General features: G+C 64.0%; 21 protein-coding genes. 7 read left to right on the top strand and 14 right to left on the bottom strand.

All coding sequences use genetic code 11. The features are described 5' to 3' along the window. From AC2FMM_RS06745 to AC2FMM_RS06755, 3 genes are all read right to left on the bottom strand, one after another. Positions 1 to 470: NAD(P)/FAD-dependent oxidoreductase (locus AC2FMM_RS06745; RefSeq protein ID WP_496796136.1), on the bottom strand; the 470-nt coding region annotated here is incomplete at its 3' end. 36 nt (positions 471 to 506) lie between these two features. After that, positions 507 to 1,130, bottom strand: coding sequence for a LysE family translocator (locus AC2FMM_RS06750; protein WP_496796137.1), 624 nt, complete (start codon positions 1,128 to 1,130; stop codon positions 507 to 509). Continuing rightward, positions 1,130 to 1,699 (bottom strand): helix-turn-helix domain-containing protein, encoded by a 570-nt coding sequence (locus AC2FMM_RS06755; RefSeq protein WP_496710742.1) that lies wholly within the window; start codon positions 1,697 to 1,699, stop codon positions 1,130 to 1,132. Before AC2FMM_RS06755 ends, AC2FMM_RS06750 begins: the two co-directional genes overlap by 1 nt. A 108-nt stretch (positions 1,700 to 1,807) precedes the next feature. On the opposite strand from AC2FMM_RS06755, the gene AC2FMM_RS06760 reads away from it, so the two are divergent. Next, the gene (locus AC2FMM_RS06760; RefSeq protein ID WP_496680369.1) at positions 1,808 to 2,080 is read left to right on the top strand and encodes a DUF1294 domain-containing protein; all 273 of its coding nucleotides are present in this window, start codon (positions 1,808 to 1,810) and stop codon (positions 2,078 to 2,080) included. Positions 2,081 to 2,117: 37 nt separating this feature from the next. After that, complete coding sequence (locus AC2FMM_RS06765; protein ID WP_496688682.1) at positions 2,118 to 3,014, top strand: cation diffusion facilitator family transporter; 897 nt, start codon at positions 2,118 to 2,120, stop codon at positions 3,012 to 3,014. Positions 3,015 to 3,017: 3 nt separating this feature from the next. Here the strand turns inward: AC2FMM_RS06765 and AC2FMM_RS06770 are convergent, their stop codons facing one another. Together AC2FMM_RS06770 and AC2FMM_RS06775 are read right to left on the bottom strand one after the other, a co-directional pair. Next, the gene (locus AC2FMM_RS06770; RefSeq protein ID WP_496710743.1) at positions 3,018 to 3,473 is read right to left on the bottom strand and encodes a GAF domain-containing protein; all 456 of its coding nucleotides are present in this window, start codon (positions 3,471 to 3,473) and stop codon (positions 3,018 to 3,020) included. 95 nt (positions 3,474 to 3,568) lie between these two features. Continuing rightward, positions 3,569 to 4,741 (bottom strand): thiolase family protein, encoded by a 1,173-nt coding sequence (locus AC2FMM_RS06775; RefSeq protein WP_496796138.1) that lies wholly within the window; start codon positions 4,739 to 4,741, stop codon positions 3,569 to 3,571. 96 nt (positions 4,742 to 4,837) lie between these two features. Between AC2FMM_RS06775 and AC2FMM_RS06780 the strand changes: the two genes are divergently transcribed. The 3 genes from AC2FMM_RS06780 (at position 4,838) to AC2FMM_RS06790 (ending at position 7,427) form a co-directional block, all read left to right on the top strand. Continuing rightward, complete coding sequence (locus AC2FMM_RS06780; RefSeq protein WP_496680363.1) at positions 4,838 to 5,176, top strand: STAS domain-containing protein; 339 nt, start codon at positions 4,838 to 4,840, stop codon at positions 5,174 to 5,176. A gap of 50 nt (positions 5,177 to 5,226) precedes the next feature. Beyond that, positions 5,227 to 5,661, top strand: coding sequence for an ATP-binding protein (locus AC2FMM_RS06785; protein WP_496796139.1), 435 nt, complete (start codon positions 5,227 to 5,229; stop codon positions 5,659 to 5,661). Positions 5,662 to 5,849: 188 nt separating this feature from the next. Then, positions 5,850 to 7,427 (top strand): gamma-glutamyltransferase family protein, encoded by a 1,578-nt coding sequence (locus AC2FMM_RS06790; RefSeq protein ID WP_496796140.1) that lies wholly within the window; start codon positions 5,850 to 5,852, stop codon positions 7,425 to 7,427. A gap of 35 nt (positions 7,428 to 7,462) precedes the next feature. On the opposite strand, the gene hspQ is transcribed toward AC2FMM_RS06790, so the two are convergent. Further along, the gene (gene hspQ, locus AC2FMM_RS06795; protein WP_496796141.1) at positions 7,463 to 7,789 is read right to left on the bottom strand and encodes a heat shock protein HspQ; all 327 of its coding nucleotides are present in this window, start codon (positions 7,787 to 7,789) and stop codon (positions 7,463 to 7,465) included. Positions 7,790 to 8,021: 232 nt separating this feature from the next. Between hspQ and AC2FMM_RS06800 the strand changes: the two genes are divergently transcribed. Next, positions 8,022 to 8,600 (top strand): transglycosylase SLT domain-containing protein, encoded by a 579-nt coding sequence (locus AC2FMM_RS06800; RefSeq protein ID WP_496680359.1) that lies wholly within the window; start codon positions 8,022 to 8,024, stop codon positions 8,598 to 8,600. A 13-nt stretch (positions 8,601 to 8,613) separates the two neighbouring features. Here AC2FMM_RS06800 and AC2FMM_RS06805 read toward each other — a convergent pair whose 3' ends face one another. The 4 genes from AC2FMM_RS06805 to AC2FMM_RS06820 form a co-directional block, all read right to left on the bottom strand. Continuing rightward, positions 8,614 to 9,210, bottom strand: a complete 597-nt coding sequence (locus AC2FMM_RS06805; RefSeq protein WP_496796142.1) for a LolA family protein — start codon at positions 9,208 to 9,210, stop codon at positions 8,614 to 8,616. 39 nt (positions 9,211 to 9,249) lie between these two features. Then, positions 9,250 to 12,153, bottom strand: a complete 2,904-nt coding sequence (locus AC2FMM_RS06810; protein WP_496796143.1) for a DNA translocase FtsK — start codon at positions 12,151 to 12,153, stop codon at positions 9,250 to 9,252. A 13-nt stretch (positions 12,154 to 12,166) separates the two neighbouring features. Next, on the bottom strand, positions 12,167 to 13,348 hold the full coding sequence (locus AC2FMM_RS06815; RefSeq protein ID WP_496796144.1) for an aminotransferase class I/II-fold pyridoxal phosphate-dependent enzyme: 1,182 nt from the start codon (positions 13,346 to 13,348) through the stop codon (positions 12,167 to 12,169). A 109-nt stretch (positions 13,349 to 13,457) separates the two neighbouring features. Further along, positions 13,458 to 14,786, bottom strand: coding sequence for an amidase (locus tag AC2FMM_RS06820; protein WP_496796145.1), 1,329 nt, complete (start codon positions 14,784 to 14,786; stop codon positions 13,458 to 13,460). A gap of 93 nt (positions 14,787 to 14,879) precedes the next feature. On the opposite strand from AC2FMM_RS06820, the gene AC2FMM_RS06825 reads away from it, so the two are divergent. Further along, positions 14,880 to 16,106, top strand: a complete 1,227-nt coding sequence (locus AC2FMM_RS06825) for an FAD-dependent monooxygenase (protein ID WP_496796146.1) — start codon at positions 14,880 to 14,882, stop codon at positions 16,104 to 16,106. On the opposite strand, the gene AC2FMM_RS06830 is transcribed toward AC2FMM_RS06825, so the two are convergent. From AC2FMM_RS06830 to AC2FMM_RS06845, 4 genes are all read right to left on the bottom strand, one after another. Beyond that, positions 16,103 to 16,288, bottom strand: coding sequence for a Trm112 family protein (locus AC2FMM_RS06830; RefSeq protein ID WP_496680352.1), 186 nt, complete (start codon positions 16,286 to 16,288; stop codon positions 16,103 to 16,105). The genes AC2FMM_RS06825 and AC2FMM_RS06830 overlap by 4 nt on opposite strands. After that, entirely contained in the window at positions 16,285 to 16,926 is a 642-nt protein-coding gene (locus tag AC2FMM_RS06835; RefSeq protein ID WP_496680351.1) for an LON peptidase substrate-binding domain-containing protein, read from the bottom strand. Before AC2FMM_RS06835 ends, AC2FMM_RS06830 begins: the two co-directional genes overlap by 4 nt. 27 nt (positions 16,927 to 16,953) lie before the next feature. After that, positions 16,954 to 17,871 (bottom strand): thioredoxin, encoded by a 918-nt coding sequence (trxA, locus tag AC2FMM_RS06840; RefSeq protein ID WP_496796147.1) that lies wholly within the window; start codon positions 17,869 to 17,871, stop codon positions 16,954 to 16,956. An 88-nt stretch (positions 17,872 to 17,959) separates the two neighbouring features. Then, positions 17,960 to 18,748: an exodeoxyribonuclease III gene (locus AC2FMM_RS06845; RefSeq protein WP_496688667.1), complete on the bottom strand. Its 789-nt coding sequence runs from the start codon at positions 18,746 to 18,748 to the stop codon at positions 17,960 to 17,962. Positions 18,749 to 18,789 lie beyond the last annotated feature (41 nt).

Here is an 18,789-nt window from a genome sequence, read left to right on the forward strand (position 1 = left end):
GTCAGCTGCGCCGGGTCGATATCGCCGTCGGTCGGGTCATACAGAACCCCGACCAGATCGTGCAGTTCCAGAAACGGATACCGCTCCTTGGCTTGTTCCGGCGTCCAGATCTCCATCGGGATGCCCTGATAGCGGCCCATGGCGGCGGCGCGCTCGAATTCCTGCATCCGCTCCTTGCTGTGGGCCAGCCGGATCGAGCCGGTGACGTGGTAGTTCATCGGGTAGTCGACCTCGTCTGCCAGCCGCGAATACAGCTGGGTCGAATAGCGCTGCATGTTCATGATCGCCCACGAGGTCGAGAAGGTCGGCACGTTGCCCGCCGCGTGCCAGGTCGATCCGGCGGTCAGCTCGTTCTTTTCCAGCAGAACGCAGTCGGTCCAGCCCTTCTTGGCCAGATGATACAGCGAGGAGGTCCCCACCACGCCGCCGCCGATGATGACCACGCGGGCCTTTGTCGGAAAATCACTCATAGGTTTTTGCTCCCTGTCAGACTGCCGCGAGCGGCATCACGTTTTTCCTGCCGGGGTCGCGCTGGTGCCCAGCAAGACCCCGTAGATGATGAAACAGGTGGCCATGACCCGGCGCACCCATGTGTTGAACACGGCCCCCAGCGCCGCCTTGCCCATCAGTGCGCCCAGCAGGGTAAAGCCCGTGTAACTGAGCGTGGTGATGGTCAGCGCGGTCGGCACGATCACGGCCATCTGCTGCCAGATCGGCACGTGCGGCTGCACGAATTGCGAAAACGCAGCCAGATAGCCCGCGACGCTTTTGGGGTTGATCGTCGCCACCGCCAGCGCGTGCAGATAGACATGCCGCGCAGGACGTTCGGCTGCGGGCGCGGGCTGCCCGGCGTTGATCCAGCCGCGCACACCGACATAGATCAGGAACCCCGCGCCGATCAGCTTGGCAATGAAGAACCCGGTGGGCGAGGCCGCGATCAGCGCCGTCACCCCCAGCGCCGAGAGGATCAGAAAGGCGCTGGCCTGTGTCAGGATCGCCAGCACCCCCAGCATCGCCTTGGGCAAGGGCAGGCTCATCCCGTTCGAGATGCAGTTGACCGCGTTCGGCCCCGGCGTGGTGACGAACACCACCCAGAACAGCGCGAATATGGTCCAGGCCTCGAAGCTCATCAGTAGACCGGCGGGGCGATGACCCAGATGGCCACCGCTGGCTCATCATACGGGTTCGACCAGTGATAGGGTTCGTGCTTGATGCGGAAACTGTCGCCCGGCCCGACGGTGAAGCTGCGCCCGCCAATCGTCAGGTCGAGGCAGCCCGAGATCATGTAGCCCACCTCTTGCGTGGGTCGGTCGGCCGGGGTCTGCATCCGCGAGCGAGGCTGAAAGGTGGAATGCACCATCTCGAAATCGTCGGTGAGATCGGGCGAGAGCAGTTCCTCGATCAGCCCCTCCTCGCCCGAGCCCATCGGGCGGCGCGATCCGGCGCGTACGACATAGCCCAGTTCGTCCGGCGTTACGCCGGTGTGCGCGAACAGCATCGACATCGGCACGCCGAGGCACTCGGCGATCTGGCGCAGGGCGGAAATCGACGGCTCGGACAGATCGCGCTCGACCTGGCTGAGCCAGCCGACCGACCGATCCAGCCGCTTGGCCACATCCGTCAGCGTCAGCCCGCGCGATTTGCGCAAGGCCCGGATGTCAGCCCCCAATGTCGCCCCGGTCTGACCCTGATCGTCCACGTCACCCTCGTGAAATTTTTGCGCATATTTTCACGATGACCCGAATCGATGAAAAAACCAAGCGGTTTTTCACTTCCGAACATGTGGCCACTCGGGTAAAGCGCGGACATGTGGATCGCTATCGCATATCTCTGGGCCATCAACGGGCTGACCTTGGTGGTTTTCGGCTGGGACAAGCTGCAGGCGCGCCGGCGCAGGCGGCGTGTGCCCGAACGGTGGTTGCTGCGGCTGGCCCTGCTGGGCGGCGGTCCGGGTGCGCTGCTGGGCAGTTGGGTGTTCAACCACAAGACCCGCAAATCGCGGATCAGGGTCAGCCTGTATGCCATCGTGCTGCTGCAGGTCGCCGCGGCGTGGCTGTATATGACGCAGGGCGCGGCTTGAACTGGCAATCGCGGGCCGGATCGGGCAAAGCTGCGGCATGATCGACAGAACATCCTCCCAGTCGCTGGCCATCGGGTCGGTGGCCGTTGCATTGCTGGTGCTGGCGCTCAAGATCTGGGCCTGGCGACTGACCGGTTCGGTCGCGTTGTATTCCGACGCGATGGAGTCGCTGGTCAATGTCGTGGCCGCACTGCTGGCCTGGTTTGCCATCCGCATGGCCGAGCGCCCGGCCGACACCAACCACCCGTTCGGGCACCACAAGGCCGAGAATTTCTCGGCCATCGCCGAGGGCACCCTGATCGTGCTGGCCGCGATCCTGATCCTGCAAGAGGCATGGGGCGCGCTGTTCGCCCCACATCTCGATCAGCTTGGGCCGGTCGGGCTGGCGGTCAACGCCGCGGCCATGGTGTTGAACCTGATCTGGGCGCGGGTGCTGATCGCAGCGGGCGAGCAGCGGCGGTCACCGGCCATGACGGCGAACGGACGCCACCTGATGACCGATGTCTGGACCTCGGCCGGGGTCTTGCTGGGGCTTGTGCTGGTGCTGCTGACCGGCTGGGTCGTTCTCGATCCGCTGTTGGCCATTCTGGTCGCCGCCAACATCCTGCGCGAGGGCTGGAAGGTCATCTTTCATTCAGCCGGCGACCTGATGGATTCGGCCGCGCACAGCGACGACACGGACATCATCAAAGAGGCCGTGCGCAACTCGTCCCAAGGCGCGTTGCAGATCCACGACCTGCGCACGCGCCGGGCCGGCAAGGCGGTGTTCATCGAATTCCACCTGGTGGTGGACCGCAACATGTCCGTGGGCGAGGCGCATGACATCTGCGACGCGATCGAGGACGCCATCGCCGAGAAGCTGCCCGAGGCCCGCACTATCATCCACGTGGAGCCGGACACCAAACTGGAAGCGACGGGCATCGAGCCGGAGTAAGCCTCAGATCCGCCCGAAGACCTGCGCGAGGATTTGCGACAGCGCATCCGCATCGGCCTGGGTGAACGCATCGGGCTGGTCGCTGTCGATATCGAACACCGCGATGATCCGGCCCGCGCCGTCCCGCACCGGTAGAACCAGTTCCGACCGGGTCGAGGACGCACAGGCGATATGCCCGTCGAACGCGTCCACATCCGGAACCAGCTGCACCTCGCCGGTGCGCGCCGCGGCCCCGCAGACCCCGCGCGAGAACGGGATCACCAGGCATCCGTGGCCGCCCTGATAAGGCCCGATCTTCAGCACTCCGGGTTCGGTGACGCGGTAGAAACCGGTCCAATCAAAGCGGTCGTCGGCATGATGAACCTCGCAGGCGACCGTGGCCATCAGCGCGATCGGATCGGTCTCGCCTTCGGTCAGCGCGGCGATGGTCTTGGCAAGAGTGTCATAATCTGCGGTCATGGTCGGGCCTGTCGTAAACGAACTGCAGGGGGCGCCGCCCCCTGCCGAGCCTGCGGCTCAAATCACCTACGCACTATTTGCAAACGGGAGAAGGGTCAAACCCGTTCGATGGCAATCGCGGTGCCTTCGCCCCCGCCGATGCAGATGGCCGCCACACCGCGCCGCAGGCCGCGTTTTTCCAATGCGTTGAGCAGCGTGACCATGATCCGCGCACCCGAGGCTCCGATGGGGTGACCCAGCGCACAGGCCCCGCCATTCACGTTCACCTTGTCGCGTGGCAGCCCCATTTCGTGCATGAAGGCCATGGGAACAACGGCAAAGGCCTCGTTCACCTCCCACAGGTCCACGTCATCCTTGCTCCAGCCGATCCGCTCCAGCAGCTTCTGCGCGGCCGGAACCGGGGCGGTAGTGAACAGGCCCGGAGCCTGGGCGTGGCTGGCATGGCCCAGAATGCGCGCGCGCACGTTCAGGCCGCGAGCCTCGGCCACATCCGCCGACGCCAGAACCAGCGCCGCGGCGCCGTCCGAGATCGACGAAGAATTGGCCGCCGTCACGGTGCCGTCCTTGCGGAAGGCGGGCTTGAGCGTCGGGATTTTCTCGGGGCGGGCCGATTTGGGTTGTTCATCCGCGTCCTGAGTGACTTCGCCCCTGCGGGTCTTGACCGTCACCGCCGCGATTTCACCGTCAAACGCACCGCTGGCCTGCGCCTCAAGCGCGTTCGACAGTGATTTCAGCGCGTATTCGTCCTGCGCCTCGCGGGTGAACTGATAGGCTTCGGCACAATCCTCGGCAAAGGTGCCCATCAGGCGGCCCTTGTCATAAGCGTCCTCGAGCCCGTCCAGGAACATGTGGTCGATCACCTGGGAATGTCCGATCCGCGCGCCGCCGCGCATCTTGGGCAGCAGGTAAGGCGCGTTGGTCATGCTCTCCATGCCGCCGGCGACCATGAGGTCGGCATGACCCAGCGCGATCTGGTCAAACGCCATCATGGCGGCCTTCATGCCCGACCCGCACATCTTGTTCAGCGTCGTGGCCGGAACGTCTTCGCCCAGCCCCGCCGCGAACCCGGCCTGACGCGCCGGCGCTTGGCCCTGCCCGGCGGGCAGGACGCAGCCCATCAGGACCTCGTCCACGGTCTGCGTGTTGGCATTGTCCAACGCGGCACGGATGGCAACACCGCCCAACTCGGCCGCGGGCACCCCGTCAAACATTCCCTGGAAACCCCCCATCGGGGTCCGGGCGGCCCCGGCAATCACGACCTCTTTCATGCGACTCCTCCTGTGTTCGGGCCTTGGATACAAAATCGTAAGAATTGCCGTCTAGCGTATTTCTACGATCGACTTTCAATTGTGGAGGGTGGCCTTTTGGCATTGAGCAGCAATACGACCGGCGAAACTCAGGTGATCCGGGTCGATGCAGACCGAATCGATGCTGCCATGGCGATTCAGTTCAAGGAGAACATGCGCCTTGAAACCGACTCCGGCGCGCGGCGTGTGATCCTGGACCTGTCGGCGGTGGAGTTCATCGACTCGAGCGGGCTGGGCGCGATCGTCGCATCCATGAAGCAACTGGGCGGCGACCGAAGGCTGGATCTGGCCGGGCTTCAGCCCGTGGTCGAGAAGGTCTTTCGGCTGACCCGAATGGATACCGTCTTTCGGCTGTTTCCCGACCTGGACGACGCGCTGGCCGCACAAGCGGAGTGAAACGGCACATTGGGTGAGATTGCGTGACTGTCAACTGCAATAACGGCGGAATGGGCCTGAGCTTCGCCGCCAACGAGGCCGATGCAAGCACCGCAATCGCCTGTCTGCATGGCAGCATCGATGCGCTTGGGGTGCCGCATCAACGCAACTGCGACGTGAAGATCGCCCTGGCCGAGGCCATCAACAACGTCGTCGAACACGCTTATTCGGACAATCCCGAAGGCCGCGTACAGGTGCAGGCCACGATGGATCGGAACGGCCTGAGCATCCTGATCACCGATCGTGGCCGGCCTCTGCCCGGACTGAGCGTCCCTGACGGCATCCCGGCCAGCGTCGAGACAGCACGCGAGGATCTGCCCGAAGGCGGATTCGGCTGGTTCTTGATCCGCCAGCTTTGCGACAATGTTCGGTACGATCGGACCGACGGAGAAAACCGCCTGAGGCTGTCCTTCGCCTTCTCCTCCACTGAAAAGCGGCCACAATAAAGCCCAGATCGAACCATTGTTGCGCCCAAAAGCGGGATCATACAGAAAGGGTAGCTCAGATAGCTTCCCTCGGCGCCACTGTCACAGCCCCCACCCAGTGTATGGCGCCGAGGACTTCCTCCGCTCCCCCCCCTATGGACAAAGACGCACAGCCATCTAGTGTCGTCGTGACAACCGCAGGGGGTATCATGCGCGACTTTCATTTTCCCGGCCGGTCCGAGGTTCTGTCAACCGACGTAATGTGCGCGACCTCGCATCCCTTGGCCGCCAAGGTCGCCCTGGACATACTGGGCCAGGGCGGAAACGCCATGGATGCGGCCATTGCCGCCGCCGTGCTTCTGGGCATCTGCGAGCCTCAGATGACGGGTTTGGGCGGCGACTGCTTTGTTCTGTACAACCGTGCCGGCGAGAGCGAAGTCCGCGCATTGAACGGGTCGGGCCGCGCGCCGGCGGCCGCTTCGGCCGAGCACCTGCGGCAACAGGGGTTTGACGCCGTTCCGCTGACCAGCCCGCATGCGGTTACGATACCCGGGGCCGTGGATGCATTCTGTTATCTCTCCCGCACAGAGGGCCGATTGGGTCTCGGTGCGGTTCTGGAGCCCGCCATACACTATGCCGAGGCCGGCGTACCGGTTGCGCCGCGCGTCGCCCACGATTGGGCACGCGACGCCGGGACCCTTCAAGGAGCCGCCCGGAGCCATTTTCTGATCGACGGCAAGGCCCCGCAGGTGGGGCAAATGTTCCGTGCCCCAGGCCAGGCCGAAGTTCTGCGCCGGATCGCCCGCGACGGAAGAGATGCCTTCTATACCGGCGAAATCGCCGACGACATGCTGGCCACGCTGCAAGACCTCGGCGGCGTCCACACGGGTGAAGACTTCGAACGGACGGCCTGCGTTCCGACCCTGCCTATCGGCGGCACCTACAAGGAGGTCGAACTTTTGGAGCATCCGCCCAACGGGCAGGGCGCGACGGCCATTCTGCTGCTGAACATCCTTCGGCATTTCGATATCGCCAAAATGGACCCGTGGGGGGCCGCGCGCGTTCACATCGAGGCCGAGGCAGCCAAACTGGCCTACGAGGCGCGCAACCGCTTCATCGCGGACCCCGAGCGATCCCAGCAACTGGACTGGATGCTGAACCCGAAGACCGCCGAAGACCTGGCCGCCCGGATCGACCCGAAGCGGGCCATGCCGTCAGCCGCCCCGATCGTCGAGGCCGTTCACAAGGACACGGTCTATGTCACGGTCGTGGATCGCGACCGGATGGCCGTTTCGCTGATCTATTCCATCTTCCACGGTTTCGGCTCGGGGATCGCTTCGGAAAAGTTCGGCATCCTGCTGCAAAACCGAGGAGCTGGCTTCACCCTGCAGTCCGGTCACCCCAACGAACTGGGCGGCGGGAAACGCCCCATGCACACGATCATCCCCGGCATGCTGCGCATCGACGGTGAGCCCGCCATGCCCTTCGGCGTGATGGGCGGCGCCTATCAACCGACCGGGCACGCTAGGCTTGTGTCCAACCTGACCGATTTCGGGCTGGATCTTCAAGCCGCCATCGACGCACCCAGAGCCTTTGCAGACGGCGGCGTTCTGAAAGTGGAGCCGGGATATAAAGACAGCGCAAGGAAACAATTGGCAGAGCTTGGGCACAATGTAGTGCTGACAGAAACGCCATTGGGAGGCGCCCAAGCGATCAGGATCCGAAGCGACGGCATTCTGGAAGGCGCAAGCGACCCGCGAAAAGATGGGTGCGCCCTGGGATTCTGACGTTTGAAGCCCCTTGGCGCAACCGCCGACGCAACCTAGTTCAGCTGGAAATGCAGCGGGTAGGCGCCATCCTGGAATGGCCCGAACATATTGGGGATATCGGGGTGGTCCACCGGTTCTCCCGACTGGTCCTCCACCAGATTTTGCTCAGAAACGTAAGCAACATAAAAGGATTGGTCGTTCTCGGCCAGCAGGTGATAGAATGGCTGATCCTTGACCGGGCGGCTTTCCTCGGGAATGGCCTGATACCACTCCTCGGTGTTCGAAAACTCGGGGTCCACGTCGAAAATCACCCCTCGAAAGGGATGTTTCCGGTGGCGCACCACCTGGCCCAGACTGTACTTGGCTCGCGTCTTCAACATTTCTTTTGCCCCCACAAACCTTTTTACCCGGTTCGGGGCCGAAATGCCAATAATTGATCCAAATTTGCAAGAAACAGTTTGTGGCGGCAATAGTGACAGTCCCTCCCCACAAAGTGGCTGAACACCCACCTCGCGCGTCGACCAGCGCCCATTTCCAGCGGAGATTCCGCAACGATTGTCATTTCCTCGGCCTTCAATCTGCGCTAGAATACGCAAAAAAGGCACGAGGCACATGAGCAGAAAACTTCTCGTACTCTTCGGGGTGCTGCTTTTGGCATCCTGTGGCGGCGGGCAGCGTCCGCCGACAAATCTCAACGACGCCTGCGCCATCGCGCGCGAGCGGCCCGACATGATCAAGGCGTTCAAAAGCACCGAGCGTAAATGGGGCGTGCCCGTTCATGTCCAGATGGCCACCATCTATCAGGAAAGCCGCTATCGCCATGACGCGCGGACCCCGCACAAATACGTGCTGGGCGTGATCCCGATGGGTCGTCAAAGCAGCGCATACGGCTATAGCCAGGCGCTGGATGGCACGTGGGAGCAATACCAACGTGAAACCGGCAAGCGCCGCGCCAAGCGGGACCGCATCCGCGACGCGTCGGATTTCGTGGGCTGGTACATGAACAAAAGCCGCGAGCGGAACGGGATCTCGCCCGCCGACGCGCGCAACCAGTACCTCGCCTATCACGAAGGGCACACCGGATACTCCCGCGGCAGCCATTATGGCAAGACTTGGCTGTTGAACGTCGCCAATGACGTGGATGCACGCGCGCAGATGTACCAGGCTCAGTTGTCGAGCTGCCGGTATTGAACCTCGCCGAGGGTCAGCGGTTGTCTGACCCGCGCCGCGCCCTGTTCGAGAACAGATCACTGTCGACACGCACATTGTCGTCCAAAGGCCCCAGCAGTACGGTGGTCTGGCTGCCTGCGTTGTCGTGAATGACCCATTTCCGCAGTTCGATCGGATCGCTGGTGAACATCAGTTCGATCCGCCCGGCCTCGGGGTTCTTGGGATCCTGAGCGGTTACGACCGTGGCAGTGCCGTCGAACGTATGCCCCACCACCATATCGGCCTGCGACAGATTCACGTTGCGCGCCAGAACCAGCGACAGCGGCGTGCGCTTCAGCGGATACTGCTCGGGCGGCTGGTTCGACTTGGGGTCGAACACCATCACGGTGCCGGCATTCGCCAGCACCACCGCGCTGTTGGGCGGGTCGTATTCGAACCGCATCTTGCCGGGGCGCTGCAACCACAGCTTGCCGGTACTCAGCGATCCGTCATCGTTGACTTGGGTAAACGTCGTCTGAACGGTTTTCAGACCGTTCAGGTAGTTCGAGATCTTTGACAAAGGCAGCTTGTCGGCGGCCCAGGCTGCCGGGGCGGTCAAAGCAAGGGCAAGGGCAAAGGCAATCTGTTTCATGACACTCAGATATGCGCTTTGCCCTTGTTATTAAATATCCTACTGCTCCGGGACGAGGATTTCGCGTTTGCCCACGTGATTTGCCGCCGAAACAACACCTTCCTCCTCCATCTGCTCGACCAGCCGCGCGGCCTTGTTGTAGCCGATGGCAAGTTTCCGCTGGATGTACGAGGTCGAACACTTGCGATCCTTTATCACGATGGCGACCGCCTGATCGTACAGCGCATCCTCGCCATTGGTGTTGCCGCCGGTATTCAGACCCAGAACCGCGTCGATATTGTCGGCCTTGTCCTCGGATGGACCATCCAGCACGCTGCCGACATAATCGGGCGGGCCGAACTGCTTGAGGTGGTTCACGACCTCCTCGACCTCTTCATCCGACACGAACGGCCCGTGGCAGCGGGTGATCTTGGCGCCACCGGCCATGTACAGCATGTCGCCCTGCCCCAGCAGCTGCTCGGCCCCCATCTCGCCCAGGATGGTGCGGCTGTCGACCTTGGACGTCACCTGGAACGAGATCCGGGTGGGGAAGTTGGCCTTGATCGTGCCGGTGATGACGTCCACCGAGGGCCGCTGCGTGGCCATGATCAGGTGAATGCCCGAGGCCCGCGCCATCTGCGCCAGACGCTGGATGCAGGCCTCGATCTCTTTGCCGGCCACCATCATCAGGTCGGCCATCTCGTCGACGATGACGACGATATACGGCATGGCCTTGGGTTCGAATTCCTCAGTCTCGAAGATCGGCTCTCCGGTTTCGTCGTCGAACCCGGTCTGGACCGTGCGGCTGAACATCTCGCCCTTGGCCAGCGCGTCCTTCACTCGACCGTTGTAGCCGGCGATGTTGCGCACGCCCATCTTGGACATCTTGCGATAGCGGTCCTCCATCTCGCCGACGACCCATTTCAGGGCGACCACCGCCTTTTTCGGGTCGGTCACGACCGGCGACAGCAGATGCGGGATGCCATCATAGACGCTGAGTTCCAACATCTTTGGGTCGATCATGATCAGGCGGCATTCGTCCGGCGTCAGCTTGTAGAGCAGCGACAGGATCATCGTGTTGATCGCCACCGACTTGCCCGAGCCGGTCGTCCCCGCGATCAGCAAGTGGGGCATCTTGGCCAGGTTCGCGACCACGGATTCACCGCCGATATCCTTGCCCAGCGCCAGCGGCAGCGCGTGGTTGCCATCGCCGAAATCGCGGCTGGCGAGGATTTCGCGCAGAACCACCATCTCGCGGTTCTCGTTGGGCAATTCGATGCCGATGACCGAGCGTCCGGGGACCGTCGACACCCGCGCCGACAGCGCCGACATCGACCGGGCGATGTCATCGGCCAGGCCGATGACGCGGCTGGCCTTCAGGCCCGGCGCGGGTTCCAGTTCGTACATGGTGACGACGGGGCCGGGGCGGACGCTGACGATCTCGCCCTTGACGCCATAGTCATCCAGCACGTTTTCCAGCATCCGCGCGTTTTCCTCCAACGCCTCGTCGCTCAGGTGATGACGCGGGATGCCGGCCGGGTTGGTCAGCAGGCTGAGCGGCGGCAGTTCGAAATCCGAATGCCTCTCTTCGAAGGACAGGCTGGGCTGGGCCTCGGCCTGGGCGCGGCGCGACGGCAGGACGTTGCGCCGGACGGGTTGCGCCACAACCGGCTTGCGCGGTTCGGCAACCGGGATCTTCATTGCCGGGCGCGGCGGGGCGATCGGTTCCGGGACATCCTCGAACACCTGATCTTCGTCGAAATCTTCAGGCGCATACGCCGAGAGCGGGTCTTCCGTTAACGTCTCCATTTCCGCAGACGACTGCGCCGGGTGACCTGCCAACGGCGGCTCGGGCGGAAGCCCGCCTGCAGTCAGCGGAGGCTCGGGCGGGAGGGTTCCCGCACGCGGCGCGTTCAGGATCAGCGGGTCGGGGCCACGGCCGCGCCCTTTGGTCAGCGGGCGGTTCGGATCGGGCTCGGGCGCGATTTCACCGGTGGCGACCTTGCGGTTCCGGATCACCGCAGAAATCTTCGAGCGGATCCGGTCTTCGCCCGGCATCTCGTCATATCCGGTGACGGGTTCGGGGTCGACCAGCTCGGGTTCGGGCATCGGCTCGGGGCGGCGGATCAAGCCGGGCATACGTGCAAGCAGGCCTGTCTTGACCGGTTCGGGGGCTGCGATCTCGGGCTCTTCAAAGACCGGATCGGCATAGGCCAGCTCATCCTCAAATTCGGCACCGGCGGCCCGGGTTGTCTTGCGGTCCTGCCACTTTTCCCGGCGCGCCTGCGCGGCACGGGCGGTGGCCGAGGCCCCCTGCCCCAGCGCGGTCATCAGCATGTCATAGGCCATCACGAGACCCAGCAGGAAAGCCCGGACCCCGCGCCGGACGTCCGACTTGGTGAAGCCCAGCACGAAGACGCCCAGCGCCAGCATGCCGGCCGCCATGGCCAGCGACATCAACTTGACCATGAAATGCGACGAAATCGGCAACAGCGTCAGCAGAGCGCCCATCACCGTATCGCCAAACAGACCGCCCAAGCCAAAGCTGTGCGTCGCGCGCCATTCTGCGCCGGGCACCAGCGTTGCGGCATAGACCGAAAGGACGGCGATCCAGATCGGCGCGAAAATCAGGCGGGCCACGGCGCGATCCTCGCCGAAATGGCCGGCAAACCGCACGCCCCAGCCGACCAGCACCAGCGCGATGCCAAGGCTGCCCCAGCCTACGATCATGAACAATGGCGCGGCGATCGAGGCGCCGAACCGGCCCAGCCAGTTCTGCACCGGCGCGTCGGTCGAGACCATCCAGTTCGGATCATCCGGGGTGTAGGACCAGATCATCGCAGCAGCCGCCAGGCCGGCCAAGATCAGGGCGATCCCGATCAGTTCCTTGCTGCGCCGCTCGATCGCGGCCTGGGTGGTGCTGTCCAACAATGGGTCGCGGTTACGCGCGTTGTAAGATGCCATGTGCCCTCGTACCTCACGAATAGATGCAGTCGCGGAGCGTGACCAGCCCGCGCTGCATCTCTGTTTTTGGGGCCACCAAAGCGACCCTGATAAAGCCCTTGCCCGGGTTCTGCCCCGGCTCCCCTTGCGAAAGATAAGCGCCCGGCAGGACCCGAACCCCGGTTTCCTGCCACAGCTTCAATGCGGCCTGCTCGCCATCTTCGACGGGCAGCCAAAGAAAGAACCCCGCCTCGGGCGGCATATAGCCCTGAACGCCCGCAAACACCTCATCCGCGATGGCGTATTTTTCCTGATACAGCGCGCGGTTTTCCTGAACATGCGCCTCATCGGCCCAGACCTTGGCCGCGGCGGCCTGCAACGGCGATGGCAAGGGCGCCCCGGCATAGGCGCGCAACTGCTTGACCCGCTTGATGCTTTCCGACCCGCCCGCGATCAGCCCCGACCTCAGCCCCGCCAGGTTCGAGCGTTTCGACAGCGAGTTGAACAGCGTGATCCGCTCGGGGTCGGCGCCCAGCTCCTGCGCGACGGTCAGGATGCCGGTGGGCGGCGCGTCTCGGTAGATCTCGGAATAGCACTCGTCGGCGAAGATGCGGAAGTCATACTTCTCGGCCAGCCGGATCAACTCGGCCCAGTAGCCGCGCGAGGCGACGGCACCCTGCGGGTTGGCGGGCGAACAGATATAGGCCACAGCGGTGCGGTTCAGCACATCCTCTGGCAGGCCGGCATAGTCCGGCAGATGCCCCGTGGCCGCGGTGGCCGGCACGAAATACGGCTGCGCCCCGACCGAGATCGAGGCCACCATGTAGACTTGGTAGAACGGGTTGGGGCACAAAACGATCGGCTGCTGACCGTTCTTCTGCTCGGGGCACAGGGCCATGGCGGCGTTGTACAACCCCTCGCGCGTGCCGTTCAGCGCCATGATGTTGGTTTCGGGGTCCATCCGCACGCCATAGCGGCGGTCGATCCAGTCGGCGATGGCCCCGCGCAGCGCGTCGGACCCCTCGTTCGGCGGGTATTTTTGAAACCCTGCTGCGTTTTCCACGATGACATCGGTCACCCAGGCCGGAAAGTCATGCTTGGGCTCGCCAATCGTCATATGCACGACATCGCCGCCCGGCGCGTGATGGTCGAGCAGGGCGCGTAGACGCGGAAAAGCATAGGCCGGTAGGTTCGAAAACCGCTCGGGGAAATTCATGACTGCTGCCTCGATACCGGGATCATTGGCGCCCCGGTTTTCCAGCAGATTACAGGCCGAACCCCCGCGCGTCCAGACAAAGAGGTTCCGAATCAGGGGATTGTGGCATTCAGGTCAGAACCGCCTCGGCCGCCGCACCCAGCCGCAAAAGCGCCTCTTCCGAGCCCGGATAGCCCAACATCATCAGCCCGCAGGACGGTGTCGAAGTGGGCAGCGACAGCGCCGCCAGCCCCATCAGGTTGCCGATCCGGGTGTTGCGCAGGGCCAGAAGGTTCTCGGTGACGTAATAGTCATGGTTGTTCATTAGTCGGTCCAGATCCGGCGGCAGGATCGGGGCCGTCGGCGCCAGAACCGCGTCGAACCCGGCGGTGGCCGAGTCCCAGGCCAATCGGCAGGCCTTCAACCGCGACCACGCCGCCACGTAATCCGGTCCGGAATGCGCCTTGCCCGCGCGGAACCGCTCAAGGATCTCGGGATACATCGCCTCGGGGTTGGCCTCTATCACGTCGCGCCACAGGCCATAGGCTTCCGTGGTATAAAGGACACCGGACAGGCCCATCGCCTCGGCCAGTTCCGGCACCTCCAACGGCACGATCTCGGCCCCTGCATCACGCAAGCGGTCCAGCGCGTCGGCATAGGCCTGGCGTGGCGCGTCGCGCAGATCGTCCTGCGCTATGGTCTGCAGATCCGCAAGCCGCCGCCCATTCAGGCTGGCGCCCCGCAGATCGGCCGGCGTTCCGCCCTCCAACAGCGCCAGCATCTGCGCCGCATCCTCGACCGACCGAGTCAGCGGGCCGACCGTATCGAACCGCAGGCACAGGGGCACCACGCCTTCAAGGCTCAGCCGCCCCGGGGTGGTTTTCAGCCCTACCAGATCGTTCCATGCGGCCGGAATGCGCACCGATCCGCCCGTGTCCGAGCCGATTCCGCAGGCCGCCAGACCAAAGGCCACCGACGCCGCCGCGCCCGAGGACGACCCGCCCGGAACCGCCTTTTCGTCATTCACGCAGGGCGGCGTCGCGGTCACGGGGTTCAAGCCAAGGCCCGAAAAGGCCAATTCGCTCATGTGCGTCTTGCCCAGACAGACCGCGCCCATGGCCGTCGCGTTGCGCAGAACGGTTGCGTCATGCTCGGGCACCCGGCCGCGCAGTAGGGCCGATCCGGCCTCGGTTCCGATCCCGGCGGTGTCGAACAGATCCTTCCAGCTGATCGGCACCCCATCCAGCAGTGACCGGCGCAGACCTTGGGCCGCCCGCTCCTTGGCCGCGCGGGCTTCGGCGCGGGCGCGGTCATGCGTGACGCGGGCATAGATGCCGTCCCGATGCGGATGGGCATCGATGGCCGCCAGATAGACCTCGGTCAGCTCCTCGGGATCGATCTGACCCATGCCGATCCCGCGGCCCAGGTCACATGCCGTCATGGTCAGCCAGTCCTGCATCTTTGCCCCCTTGTCGGAAAAATTCGTATTTCGGCGACGGTAGCGACAGGACTGCACATGGACAATCCCGAAAGGGCGCGCATATTGCACCGCATGACACAGGTTTCCGATATCTTGATCGTGGGCGGCGGGCTGAACGGCCCCGCCCTGGCGCTGGCGCTGGCGCAGACCGGACACAGCGTCACCGTGATAGACGCGCTGGCCGAGAAGCTGCGCAAGAACGCGGCGTTCGACGGGCGTGCCTATGCACTGGCGCTGGCCTCGCAACGGTTGCTGGCCGCGATCGGCGTCTGGGAACGGGTTGCGGACCACGCCCAGCCGATGTTGGAGATCAAGGTCACCGATGGCCACGCAGGCACAGGTCCGTCGCCGTTTTTCATGCATTTCGACCATGCCGAGATCGAGGAAGGCCCGATGGGCTATATGGTCGAGGACCGTCACCTGCGGCGCGCATTTCTTGCGGCGATGCAGGCGGAACCGGCGATCACCCGGGTGGATGGCAAAACCGTGGTTGCGCAGGAAACCGGGCCAGACGGCGTGACCGTGACGCTGGATGATGGATCGGCGCTGTCCGGTCGGCTTCTGGTGGGGTGCGACGGCCGCCGCAGCGGCACCGCCTCCCGCGCCGGGATCAAGCGGACCGGATGGGACTACGGCCAGACTGCGCTGGTCTGCGCGATCGAGCACGACCTGCCCCATCACGGCATTGCACATCAGTTCTTCATGCCCCCCGGCCCGCTGGCGATCCTGCCGTTGACCGGTAACCGCAGCTCGATCGTCTGGAGCGAACGCACCGAGACCGCACAGCGCATCAACGCGCTGGACGAGGCCGATTACCTTCAGGTCCTGCGGCCCCGGTTCGGCGATTTTCTGGGTGACATCCGCCTACAGGGCGACCGGTTCACCTATCCGCTGAACCTGACCATCGCCAATTCCTTCATCGCGGACCGGCTGGCTCTGGTGGGTGATGCGGCCCATGGCATGCACCCGATCGCCGGTCAGGGGCTGAACGCCGGGCTGCGCGACGTAGGCGCTCTGGCCGAGGTGCTGACGCTGGCCGGTCGACGCGGCGAGGACATCGGCTCGACTCTGGTTCTGGAGCGCTATCAGGAATGGCGCCGCTTTGACACGGCGGCCTTGGCAATGGCGACGGATGTGTTCAACAAGCTGTTTTCGAACGACAATCCGATCCTGCGCCTCGGGCGCGACATCGGCATGGGCATTGTCGGGTCCCTGCCCGGTCTGCGCCGCGGCTTCGTGCGCGAGGCCGCCGGTTTGACAGGCGACCTGCCCAGGCTGTTGCAGGGCCGCCCGATCTAGTCGAGTTTGCGCGCCTCATCCACCAGCATCACCGGAATCCCGTCGCGGATCGGAAAGGCCAGACCAGCGGCTTTCGAGACCAGTTCCTGCCGCTCGGCGTCATATTCCAGCGTGGTATGAGTCTGGGGGCAGATCAGCGCCTCGAGCATATGGCGGTCGAAACCCGGTTCCGTCTCAGTCATTGCAGTTGTTCCTCGTTTGACCCCCCGCGCAGCGAGAATTCGATCAGTGTGACCAGCGTTTCGCGCCGGGTGCGCAGGCAGGGCGCCTCAAGCAGGGCCTGCTTGTCCTCGGGATCGAAATCCAGAAGCATCGACAGGGAATTGACCAGCAATTCGTCATCCGCCTCGTTCAGCGTCTCCCAATCCGTCGAGAGCGCTCGGGCCGAGAAATACCTTTCGAGCAACCGCAGGAAAGCGGCCCGGTCGAACCCGGCATCCCGCTCGCCTTGACCCAGGTCGCGGTCGAACCCCTCCCAGGTGACGGCACAGCGGCGATAGGGCGTGAAGCCCTCGACCTCGGACTGAATGCGGAACCGCGACACGCCGGTCAAGGTGATCAGATAGCGCCCGTCTTCAGTCTCGGAAAACTGGGTGACGCGCCCGGCGCAGCCGATGCGGTGCAATCGAGCCCCATGGCCTGGGCCCGGATTCGGCTGGACCATGCCGATCAGCCGTTCCTTGGTTTTCAGGGCATCGTCCAGCATCTGCAGATAGCGCGGCTCGAATATATGCAGCGGCAGCCGGGACCGGGGCAGCAAAAGGGCCCCGGGCAACGGGAACACGGACACCGTGTCCGGCAGATCGGCGGGATGCATCATGTAATGTGTTCTAGCTCTGATATGCGATCAGGCAAATATCATCGAAGTCAGCCTGCGCCGTCCGTTCAGCACGATCGGATCATTCGGCTTAAGCGCGTCGAAGATCGTCAGCAGCTGGGTCTTGGCTGCACCATCGTTCCATTCGCGGTCGCGACGGAACAGCTCCAGCAGCTGATCGACCGCCTCGGCGGCCTTGCTGTTGGCATAGAGCGCCTGCGCCAAGTCAAACCGGGCCTGATGGTTGTCGGGGTCGGTCTCGACAGCAGCGGTCAGCTCGGCCACCGGGCCGGCATTTGCGGCCTGCTTGGCAAGCTCCAACTGCGCATGGGCAGCCTCCAACTCGGCCGTCGTTGAGATTTCGGCCGGAGCGCCGTTCAGGATGGCCTCGGCCTGCTCCAGATCACCCATTGCGATATGGGCGCGCACCAGTCCGCCATAGGCCGCCGCATGGTTCGGGTCTTCGCCCAGAATGGCGGCAAAGGTCTGGGCCGCATCTACTGCCGCGCCCTCGGCCAGCATCTCTTCAGCGGCCTCCACTGCCTCGTCCAGCTGTCCGCCGGGGCTCTGGCCGCCAGCAGCCCCGATCACGCGGTCTATGAACGCCTTGATCTCGGAGCCAGGCAGCGCGCCCTGGAACCCGTCGATCGGCTGACCCTTGAAAAAGGCATAGACGGTCGGGATCGACTGGATTCGCATCTGCGAAGCGATCATCTGCGCCTCGTCCACGTTGATCTTGACCATTTTCACCGCGCCTTTGGCGGCGGTCACGGCCTCTTCAAGGGCCGGACCCAGCGTTTTGCACGGGCCGCACCACGGCGCCCAGAAATCCACGATCACCGGGGTTTCCTGCGACGCTTCGACGACATCGGCCATGAACGTGGCCTCGGTTCCGTCCTTGATTAGATCGGTGGCGGCGGGGTTGCCTGCGCCGTTCAGAAGTTCCATGGCATTCACTCTCCGGAATTCAGTCTTGGCCCTTATATGCAACCGGGCGCGGCGGAAACCAAGAGCCGTCGCACCGGTTCAGGGCGGATCAGAGATCAAAGGTCGCAAAAACCGGCGCGTGGTCGCTGGGCTTCTCCCAGCCGCGCGCTTCGCGCAGGATGCGGCTGGAATGACCCGCGTTAGAGATGTCGGGCGTCGCCCAGACGTGATCGAGGCGCCGCCCCTTGTCAGCCGCATCCCAATCGCGGGCGCGATAGGACCACCAGCTGTACAGCTGCCCCTCGGGGATGTCCTGCCGGGTGATGTCGACCCAGCCGCCCGCGTCCTGCGTTTCGGCCAGCTGCTCGACCTCGATCGGCGTGTGCGACACGACCTTGAGCAGTTGCTTGTGCGACCATACGTCATCCTCGCGCGGGGCGATGTTCAGGTCACCAACCAGAATGGATTTCTGTGGCTTTTCGGCGTGGAACCAGTCGCGCATGTCGGTCAGGTAGTCCAGTTTCTGGCCGAATTTTTCGTTCACCTCCCGGTCGGGAACGTCGCCGCCTGCAGGGACGTAGAAATTGTGAATGATCACACCGTTTTCCAGTTGCCCTGCGACATGGCGGGCATGGCCGAGCCCGGCAAAATCCCGGTCACCCAGGTCGGTGATCGGCAGGCGCGACAGGATGGCCACACCGTTGTAGCCCTTTTGCCCGCGGGCAATCATGTGGGTGTAACCCAGTTCCGCGAAACCTTCGGTCGGGATCTTGTCGACCGGCGATTTGCATTCCTGCAAGCACAGCACGTCCGGTGCCTCCTCCTGCAGCAGTTTCTGCACGATCGGCTCGCGCAGGCGAACGGAATTGATGTTCCAGGTGGCCAGAGTGAAAGGCATGATCGGGGTTCCCTTGTCGCGACCGGGGCAACCTAACGCGG

It is taken from the genome of Ruegeria sp. BHSC043, assembly GCF_059612985.1.